The organism is Paraburkholderia sp. BR14320 (genome assembly GCF_040948665.1).
Lineage (GTDB): Bacteria > Pseudomonadota > Gammaproteobacteria > Burkholderiales > Burkholderiaceae > Paraburkholderia > Paraburkholderia youngii.
Genome location: NZ_JBFPKG010000173.1, coordinates 1 through 1816 on the forward strand (window position 1 = coordinate 1; position 1816 = coordinate 1816).

Genomic DNA, 1816 nt, shown 5'->3' on the forward strand with positions numbered 1-1816 from the left:
GATGGGGGGACGGATCGCGGAAGGTTGTCCGGGTGTTGGAAGTCCCGGTCGCTGCATTGGAGAGGGTGCCCTGGCAAATCCGGGCACAGGACTCAAGGGTGTGGCGCGAGCTTCTTCGGAAGCGAAGCAACTGGAAGGGGTTCCAGGAAAAGCCTCTAAGCTTCAGTTTCACAGTGACCGTACCGCAAACCGACACAGGTGGGCGAGATGAGTATTCTAAGGCGCTTGAGAGAACTCGGGAGAAGGAACTCGGCAAATTGGTACCGTAACTTCGGGATAAGGTACGCCCCGGTAGCTTGACTGGCCTGCGCCAGAAGGGTGAAGGGGTTGCAATAAACTGGTGGCTGCGACTGTTTAATAAAAACACAGCACTCTGCAAACACGAAAGTGGACGTATAGGGTGTGACGCCTGCCCGGTGCCGGAAGATTAAATGATGGGGTGCAAGCTCCTGATTGAAGTCCCGGTAAACGGCGGCCGTAACTATAACGGTCCTAAGGTAGCGAAATTCCTTGTCGGGTAAGTTCCGACCTGCACGAATGGCGTAACGATGGCCACACTGTCTCCTCCCGAGACTCAGCGAAGTTGAAGTGTTTGTGATGATGCAATCTCCCCGCGGCTAGACGGAAAGACCCCATGAACCTTTACTGTAGCTTTGCATTGGACTTTGAACCGGTCTGTGTAGGATAGGTGGGAGGCTATGAAGCGTGGACGCCAGTCTGCGTGGAGCCGTCCTTGAAATACCACCCTGATCTGTTTGAGGTTCTAACCTTGGTCCGTGATCCGGATCGGGGACAGTGCATGGTAGGCAGTTTGACTGGGGCGGTCTCCTCCCAAAGTGTAACGGAGGAGTACGAAGGTACGCTAGGTACGGTCGGAAATCGTGCTGATAGTGCAATGGCATAAGCGTGCTTGACTGTGAGACTGACAAGTCGAACAGGTGCGAAAGCAGGTCATAGTGATCCGGTGGTTCTGTATGGAAGGGCCATCGCTCAACGGATAAAAGGTACTCTGGGGATAACAGGCTGATACCGCCCAAGAGTTCATATCGACGGCGGTGTTTGGCACCTCGATGTCGGCTCATCTCATCCTGGGGCTGTAGCCGGTCCCAAGGGTATGGCTGTTCGCCATTTAAAGAGGTACGTGAGCTGGGTTTAAAACGTCGTGAGACAGTTTGGTCCCTATCTGCCGTGGGCGCTGGATATTTGAAGGGGGCTGCTCCTAGTACGAGAGGACCGGAGTGGACGAACCTCTGGTGTACCGGTTGTCACGCCAGTGGCATCGCCGGGTAGCTATGTTCGGAAGAGATAACCGCTGAAAGCATCTAAGCGGGAAACTCGCCTTAAGATGAGATATCCCCGGGGCTTCGAGCCCCTTGAAGGGTCGTTCAAGACCAGGACGTTGATAGGTCAGGTGTGCACGTACAGTAATGTACTGAGCTAACTGATACTAATTGCCCGTAAGGCTTGATCCTATAACAGGTGTGTTTCGACATGAGTTAGCGCTTTAGCGCTTGCGACTGTCCGATCCCCGAAAGGGATGCGCTGGAACTCCCGCAGGAGTCACCAGCCCACACGGTTGAGAGATCAGTGTTGCGCCAGAAACAACACAACCCACACACGAATCCTTTACGCTTCTTCCCGATTGGCTGTGGCGCCAGGTTGACCCCAACCTGACAGCGACGCAGCAACCCGTCATGCCTGATGACCATAGCGAGTCGGTCCCACCCCTTCCCATCCCGAACAGGACCGTGAAACGACTCCACGCCGATGATAGTGCGGATTGCCCGTGTGAAAGTAGGTAATCGTCAGGCTCCCC

Annotated in this window: 2 rRNA genes; both read left to right on the forward strand. The window is 54.8% G+C overall.

The features are described from left to right. Positions 1-1472 (forward strand): 23S ribosomal RNA (locus tag AB3X89_RS39615); the annotation flags it as partial. 225 nt (positions 1473-1697) lie between these two features. Next, a 5S ribosomal RNA gene (gene rrf / locus AB3X89_RS39620) occupies positions 1698-1811 on the forward strand. Positions 1812-1816 lie beyond the last annotated feature (5 nt).